The sequence below is a fragment of the Pelagimonas sp. genome, assembly GCF_050633425.1.
GTDB lineage: Bacteria > Pseudomonadota > Alphaproteobacteria > Rhodobacterales > Rhodobacteraceae > Pelagimonas.
In genome coordinates, this window is record NZ_JBOEGM010000029.1 from 37,831 (window position 1) to 44,111 (window position 6,281).

Genomic DNA, 6,281 nt, shown 5'->3' on the forward strand with positions numbered 1-6,281 from the left:
AATGACAAAAACAGTCGATCTGAACGCCGACATGGGCGAAAGTTTTGGTGCTTGGAAAATGGGCGATGACGCGGCCTTGCTGGATATCGTGACCTCCGCCAATGTCGCCTGCGGGTTCCATGCGGGCGACTGGGACGTGATGGCAGCAACAATGAAGGCGGCGGCGCAAAAGGGCGTTGGAATCGGCGCGCATCCGGGCTTTCCAGATCTGCATGGCTTCGGTCGTCAGCGGATGACCTTTTCCACTGAATCGCTTCGAAATATTGTGCGGTATCAATTGGGGGCTGCGCAGGCGATGGCGAAGGCCGCTGGCAGCTCGGTGCACCATCTTAAACTCCATGGCGCACTGGCCAATATGACATCCGAGAATGAGGAGATGGCCAAAGCCTGTTATGAAGCCGCACTCGATATCGCACCGGATATTGTCATTATGGTTTTGGCTGGCACAGCCCAACAACGCGCCGCATCTGTGCTAGGCTGCAAAATTGCCTGCGAAATTTTTGCGGATCGGGCCTATAATGATGACGCGACTTTGGTCGATCGCGCTTTGCCCGGTGCCGTGGTCCATGACCCGGACGTAGCAGGCCGCCGCATGGCGGACATGGTCCGCGAAGGCGCAATCATCACCGAAAGCGGTAAACGCATCGCAACGCGCATTGATACGATTTGTCTTCACGGTGACACGCCCACAGCAGTCCGCATCGCAACCGAAGTGCGCCGCGCCTTGCACGATAGCGGTGTCACCCTCGCACAGTTTTAAGGGCAACTCGTTTAGCCGCGCGGTATCTAATTTCTGTAGATCACAGCTGTGCCCACAGGCGCAGCGGTCACCCGCAGGATGCCATAAAATCTTTCACCATACTTGAGACGGGTTGGAATTCCGGCAACGCGACCACATGGGTATGGGCCAATTTGGGGTCGAACGAGCCGGTCACCTGTCCTTGCATCCCAGTCCACGCCTGCATCGGGTACAATGCGCAAAGAATTTTTATACTGAGGCTGGGTTGTTGTCGGCTGAAACAAAGCATCTACCGGTTCAAGGTTATTGAGAACAGTGGGCCGACAACGAAAGTGACCTAGAGCATGTATTCGCAAGGACTTGATTCAATTTTTCTTCAGGCTCAGCTCTTTTTGACCATCATTCCGATGTCTTAGATGCGAAGTTCTAACGTTGGCCAGCAACGATTGCTTTTTGATGATGAATGCCCGCTTCATCGGCCCGCACTACAGCATCAGGAACTTGGGCACAAAGTCCAATCCGGGCCGTTACCTTCGGCCCAAGATGGCTGCTTTCAGCCCTTTCAAGACATCCACGCGAGGCAGATCAACCCCACTGCTGCAGGTGCGAAGGCAATCGAGCAGTTTCCCGAGAGCGGACTTTCAATCCCTCAGACCTTCAGACAGATTGGAGCGCAGCTACGCTGCACATCGATGTCCGCGAAGCGCAGTAAGCAGACTTTGCAAAGCTTGGAAGGTATCCGAAAAGCTGACATTGGTTCCCAATTTGAAAATTGAATTGCGCTATTCAATTGAATACAAATTTAGGCCGCCATTTTTAATGGTGAAACATAATCGGGATTATCGGCCAACCACGGCGGTTCTACCCAAGGTCCCCTGTCTTCTTGCCAACCTCCTGGAACGTTGCCGGACCAACCTCTTTGCGCGGAATAAACGTCGCTTTGGGGTGAGGTCTCCGGGAACGACAGAGGTTGGTTACCATTTACACCCCACCCCGGGGCAGGATTCTCAAAAAAATCTTCGGTGATAACCGTTGTTTCCGCACCCAAACTATCGCCAAGTGTAAGCGATACATCGTGAAAGTGGCGGCCAAATGCGTTACTATTATTCGTAAAGGGATCATTTACACCACTTGCGTCGTCTACGAATTCCGTCACGGCCCCTACGGGGAAAGTCGCTCCTGATCCCAATGCAATCCCCGTCGGAATACTAGAAATACTAGCTGGCAATTCGTAGTTTGTTCCTTACATTCTACCACCCGCAACTTCCGCGGCAGAATCATACATTTCCGCAGCTTCACTTGCTGAAAGCCCAGAGACGACGATATGAATATTTGTCGGATCAACATCGCGAGGGCCAATGTTTACAACTCCAATTCCCGCAGGTCCAACCGGTTGGACGTCTACAGATGCAACCACGTTGCCTTCTGGATCGATGAGAAGACCACTTGTGTGCGAATAACCCGAAATTCCGATAACCTCATCCTCGCCAATCGCAATTGACCAACCATTCACTGACATTTACAATACACTCCCGTGCCATAAAGAACTTGAATCTTCACTCCACAGCAACACTCCGCCTCTTGCGCACAGGAAGTAATTGTGAAAGTGAACAAATAAAAAGGACCAGAAAAAAGGTCTTTCAGTACTCGTTGCAAACCAAAGGTTTCCACCATTCTCAACACACAAATCAAGTATTCTGTGGTATTCGTCATTTGAATACAGCGGCGTGATCGAAATTTTTCCGCCACTTTCCCATCTTCCGTCCACTAGTTGAGAAATCTTATAACCTTTGGCCTCAAGCTCTGAGTTTGTTTCATGAATGGGTCTCACTTTTTCATTTGATTCCAAGTACAACTTAGTGTTGAAATCCGGAGCAGCCATTCTCAACGAGAATGACATAAATAGGATGCCTCCAAAAAATAGAAAAAAAATAAAAGCTGCAACTTTCATAAATCAATGGACCTCGCCATTCAGCGCCTGGTAAATACACTTATTGCAGTTCAATTAAAGGCACCGCAGGCTTAAGTTGTCAAGCGTCCAAATGGTCCCTAATACCGCATACCAAAGACAGCGCCCTCACCTGCGATTACAGCGGGTTGGAAATGTTCTTCATCGCTAAACGCGACATCTCCTAGGTCGAGTTTGTCACCAATATCGGTCACTTTTGAACACTTACCCATTCCCCTCACTATTAATAGCGATTTTGACGCTCAAAAACCCGATCCAAAATCCATCGAGTTTTGAACCGTTTTTGAATCCATGAAAACGGACTTCACGCATTTCATTTGTGGATATGACCTCGAGGACACTTGCCTAAGTTGAACGTCTGCTGTCAGAGCGTCGCACATAAAGTGGTCAGTCTGCTTTGGGCTGACAGCAGTCATTGGGCAGAGTTGATCACACGTGATTTCGCCGCAGACGCGCTACCGCACCGCCGCAAGGCTGCTTGGAGCCCACATTGACTGATGCAGCGGGGTGTATGAATGGCTGGAATAGGATTTAAGACGCAGCGAGAATTCTTTTGCCAATTTTGCCAACTTCTGCCGCAACGGCGCGTACTTTGTTTGATGTGCGGTTGTCTTGATGCCGCAAAATCCACGCAGAGTTCTGCGTGAAGATTGGCTCAGTGGGGATGCCAACTAACACTTCTTGGTTTTTTGCGACAGCAGTTGGCAATAGCGCCACCCCAAGACCATGCTGAACAGCCAACAACATGGCTTGAAGATCATTTACGAACATAATGCGCTTAGGGGCATCTTCCAGAGTGGCCCATCGATCATGTTGAACCCAGGGGGCAACATTTGAATGAAGGTCACATCGGCATAGCGCGTTTTCTTGAATAACTCAGCCTTGGCCGCTGTACCGTACAGCCCCAATGGCACCGGACCGATTTTGTTGCCTATAAGATCTTGAGGAGAAGCCTGGGTAAACCTCAAGGCTAGATCGACATCTCCGGCCTCAATGCTACACACTTCGTCTTGAGTGATCAGATCGAATGAGAGATCTGGATACTTGGACTGAATTTCCTTCAATGCGGGGAGAACGATCAAATCCAACCCCCAACTTACAGACGAGATTCCAACTCTGCAAGAATACGCTTCTGTTTCGTTGTTTGACACCCGAAGGACTTTATTGGCCCTTTGCTCCATTTGCTGAACGACAACCAGAACATCCTTTCCTTTTTGGGTAAGGGTCCATCTTTGACCTGATGTGTCCGTCATTCGAACTCCAAGTTCCTTCTCGAGGGATTTCATCCATCTGGCGACCGTCTGATGGCTATATCCGAGTTGATCCGCAGCCCTTTTAAGACCACCGAACGTGTCGAGCTCAACAAGAAATTTCAAGTCATTCCAGCTGATCTGCTTGTCCATATTGGGCCCTTAGATGTCCATTTATCCTATATGCACTCCGCTTAAGTTTGAGCGAGGGCCAAGAGAAAGGGACGCTGCTTGAACTTATCAATGACTCTACTGGTTATGGCGGCATTCAAGCGATTTTGTTGTTTTTTTCACGGGTCGTTTATTGCTGTTGCGCACGGCCTGCGCAGCGCCTGCGTTGGGGCTTACGCCGCAGATCAAAGTCGATCAGGAAATACGATTTTGATCGACGCATTGAAAGATCCATCGCAAACATTATCGAAAGCCTGGCGGCATTTTTCCCTGTATGCGCGGCTGCTTTTTATCTGAATGCAGACGGTCCAATTAACGACACCGCCGCCCTTGTTTACATTATTGCTCGGCTCAGCTTTGTTGTGGTTTACCTCGCCAACGTTCCCTACATTAGGACGGCGTTCTGGTTCCTTGGGAAAGGTGCCATCATCGCCCTTTTTGTCACGTCCTTCACGGCATTCCGCGGCTTGGGCTAAACGCCCAAAAATGTTTCAAAATGCGCTAACAGCCCAAAGTGACCAATGTCAGACAAGCACATTCGCAAATGCGGCAGGTGCAAAATAATTGCTTCGACTTCTCGAGAGCCAACCTTCATTCTGGATAAGGTCGGTTTCAGAAGCCAAAGTCAGTTCTGAGCCCCTCTTGCAGATTTTCTGCGATGCGGCCAATGTCGGTAATAGTTGAAACGTCGTAGCGCCGGAGCCGAAGTCGTGAATGAACACCCATTGTGGCTTTATGTTCGGGAAGCAAAGGACAGGTTCGAAGACCTGAGCGATCGGGTCTGGGGGTCGCCAGAGACCTGCTATTCGGAACATGCCTCGGTTGCGGCGCATATTGAAGAGCTTCGGTTTCAGGGCTTTGAGCTGCATGAGGCCCTTGCTGGAATACCAACCGCGGTGATGGGCAAATACGGCAGAGAAGGACCGGTTATTGCTTTCCTCGGCGAATATGATGCGCTGGCCGGTCTTAGTCAAAAGGCAGATATTGCCCAGAAAGACCCCCTAGAATCTGGCGCGAACGGGCATGGGTGCGGGCACAATCTACTCGGATCTGCATCGATGCTGGCGGCGACGGCTCTGAAACGCTGGCTTGCCCAGACCGGAACACCGGGGCGTGTACGCTACTACGGCTGCCCTGCTGAGGAGGGGGGCGCAGGCAAGGCTTTTATGGTGCGCGCCGGGGCATTTGACGATGTCGACATCGCTATCACATGGCATCCGGGCGATGTCGCGGGCTTTGTAAAGGGCAGTTCTCTGGCCATTGCGCGTGTCGATTTTACCTTTGAGGGCCGCGCCGCCCATGCAGCCGATGCCCCGCATCTGGGGCGCTCTGCGCTGGATGCGGTTGAATTGATGAGCGTCGGCGTCAACTATATGCGCGAACATATTCCCGATACGGCGCGCATCCACTCCGCGATCCTCGACAGCGGTGGGCTGTCACCGAATGTGGTGCACGCCTACGCGAAAGTATCCTATATGGTGCGCGCGGACACGACTGCAGACATGCTCACACTGCTGCGCCGCGTTGAAAAAGTGGCCGAAGGCGCCGCGTTGATGACCGAAACCCAAGTGACGGTCGATGTAAACAGCGGGTCATCGAACCTTGTTTACAACCCGACACTGGGCGATCTGATGCAGCGCAATCTTGACCGGCTCGGACCGCCGCCTTTCACGAGCAAGGACACCGCCTACGCGGCGCGCTTTCAGGCGACCCTCAGCGAAGACGACATCCGGCAGTCCTATGCGGCAAAGGGGATCGTCGAGAAAGAACGCAAGGCGCTGGCCGACTTCAATGTGCCGGCAAGCACACCGGCCATGCCCTTTGGCGGCTCGACAGATGTGGCAGATGTCAGCTGGGTTGTTCCTACGGTTCAGATGTGGGGCGCGACCCACGCAATTGGCACGCAACTGCACTCTTGGCAGGCGGTGGCGCAGGGCAAAGGCCGCCCCGCGCTCAAGGGCATGGTCCATGCCGCAACCGTTATGGCTGCAACGGCGGCGGATGCCCTGATGCAGCCAGACGTGCTCGCCCGCGCCCAAGAGGATCTGGCGCGCTACGTGGGTTCGGTTGGATACATATCCCCTCTTCCCAAGGATGCCATGCCGCTAGCCTGACAAAATCAAGGACAGACACTTTTTCACCGTCCAAATCT

Annotated in this window: 9 protein-coding genes; 3 read left to right on the forward strand and 6 right to left on the reverse strand. The window is 52.1% G+C overall.

The features are described from left to right. The first annotated feature begins 1 nt into the window (after window position 1). Window positions 2-760 (forward strand): LamB/YcsF family protein, encoded by a 759-nt coding sequence (locus tag ACRBB0_RS22335; RefSeq protein ID WP_431376686.1) that lies wholly within the window; start codon window positions 2-4, stop codon window positions 758-760. 781 nt (window positions 761-1,541) lie between these two features. Here ACRBB0_RS22335 and ACRBB0_RS22340 read toward each other — a convergent pair. From ACRBB0_RS22340 to ACRBB0_RS22365, 6 genes are all read right to left on the reverse strand, one after another. After that, on the reverse strand, window positions 1,542-1,895 hold the full coding sequence (locus ACRBB0_RS22340; RefSeq protein ID WP_431376687.1) for a hypothetical protein: 354 nt from the start codon (window positions 1,893-1,895) through the stop codon (window positions 1,542-1,544). 87 nt (window positions 1,896-1,982) lie between these two features. Continuing rightward, window positions 1,983-2,258 carry a hypothetical protein gene (locus ACRBB0_RS22345; RefSeq protein ID WP_431376688.1) on the reverse strand — a complete coding sequence of 92 codons (276 nt, stop codon included), beginning with the start codon at window positions 2,256-2,258 and terminating at the stop codon, window positions 1,983-1,985. Further along, entirely contained in the window at window positions 2,259-2,690 is a 432-nt protein-coding gene (locus ACRBB0_RS22350; RefSeq protein ID WP_431376689.1) for a hypothetical protein, read from the reverse strand. 98 nt (window positions 2,691-2,788) lie between these two features. After that, a complete protein-coding gene (locus ACRBB0_RS22355; protein WP_431376690.1) occupies window positions 2,789-2,920 on the reverse strand; it encodes a hypothetical protein in 132 nt (43 codons plus the stop codon). A gap of 319 nt (window positions 2,921-3,239) precedes the next feature. After that, window positions 3,240-3,479 carry a LysR substrate-binding domain-containing protein gene (locus ACRBB0_RS22360; RefSeq protein ID WP_431376691.1) on the reverse strand — a complete coding sequence of 80 codons (240 nt, stop codon included), beginning with the start codon at window positions 3,477-3,479 and terminating at the stop codon, window positions 3,240-3,242. After that, complete coding sequence (locus ACRBB0_RS22365) at window positions 3,470-4,111, reverse strand: LysR family transcriptional regulator (protein ID WP_431376692.1); 642 nt, start codon at window positions 4,109-4,111, stop codon at window positions 3,470-3,472. The genes ACRBB0_RS22360 and ACRBB0_RS22365 overlap by 10 nt, the downstream gene beginning before the upstream one ends. Before the next feature lie 47 nt (window positions 4,112-4,158). Here ACRBB0_RS22365 and ACRBB0_RS22370 point away from each other — a divergent pair, with 47 nt between their 5' ends. Then, entirely contained in the window at window positions 4,159-4,605 is a 447-nt protein-coding gene (locus ACRBB0_RS22370; protein WP_431376693.1) for an MAPEG family protein, read from the forward strand. Between the two features lie 204 nt (window positions 4,606-4,809). Beyond that, window positions 4,810-6,243: an amidohydrolase gene (locus ACRBB0_RS22375; protein WP_431376694.1), complete on the forward strand. Its 1,434-nt coding sequence runs from the start codon at window positions 4,810-4,812 to the stop codon at window positions 6,241-6,243. Window positions 6,244-6,281: the final 38 nt, after the last annotated feature.

What these genes read in the sequence shown, in the direction of transcription:
- ACRBB0_RS22355 (WP_431376690.1), bottom strand. Translation starts at nt 2,920, where the DNA reads ATGGGTAAGTGTTCAAAAGTGACCGATATTGGTGACAAACTCGACCTA.
- ACRBB0_RS22350 (WP_431376689.1), bottom strand. Translation starts at nt 2,690, where the DNA reads ATGAAAGTTGCAGCTTTTATTTTTTTTCTATTTTTTGGAGGCATCCTA.
- ACRBB0_RS22365 (WP_431376692.1), bottom strand. Translation starts at nt 4,111, where the DNA reads ATGGACAAGCAGATCAGCTGGAATGACTTGAAATTTCTTGTTGAGCTC.
- ACRBB0_RS22360 (WP_431376691.1), bottom strand. Translation starts at nt 3,479, where the DNA reads ATGTTCGTAAATGATCTTCAAGCCATGTTGTTGGCTGTTCAGCATGGT.
- ACRBB0_RS22345 (WP_431376688.1), bottom strand. Translation starts at nt 2,258, where the DNA reads ATGTCAGTGAATGGTTGGTCAATTGCGATTGGCGAGGATGAGGTTATC.
- ACRBB0_RS22335 (WP_431376686.1), top strand. Translation starts at nt 2, where the DNA reads ATGACAAAAACAGTCGATCTGAACGCCGACATGGGCGAAAGTTTTGGT.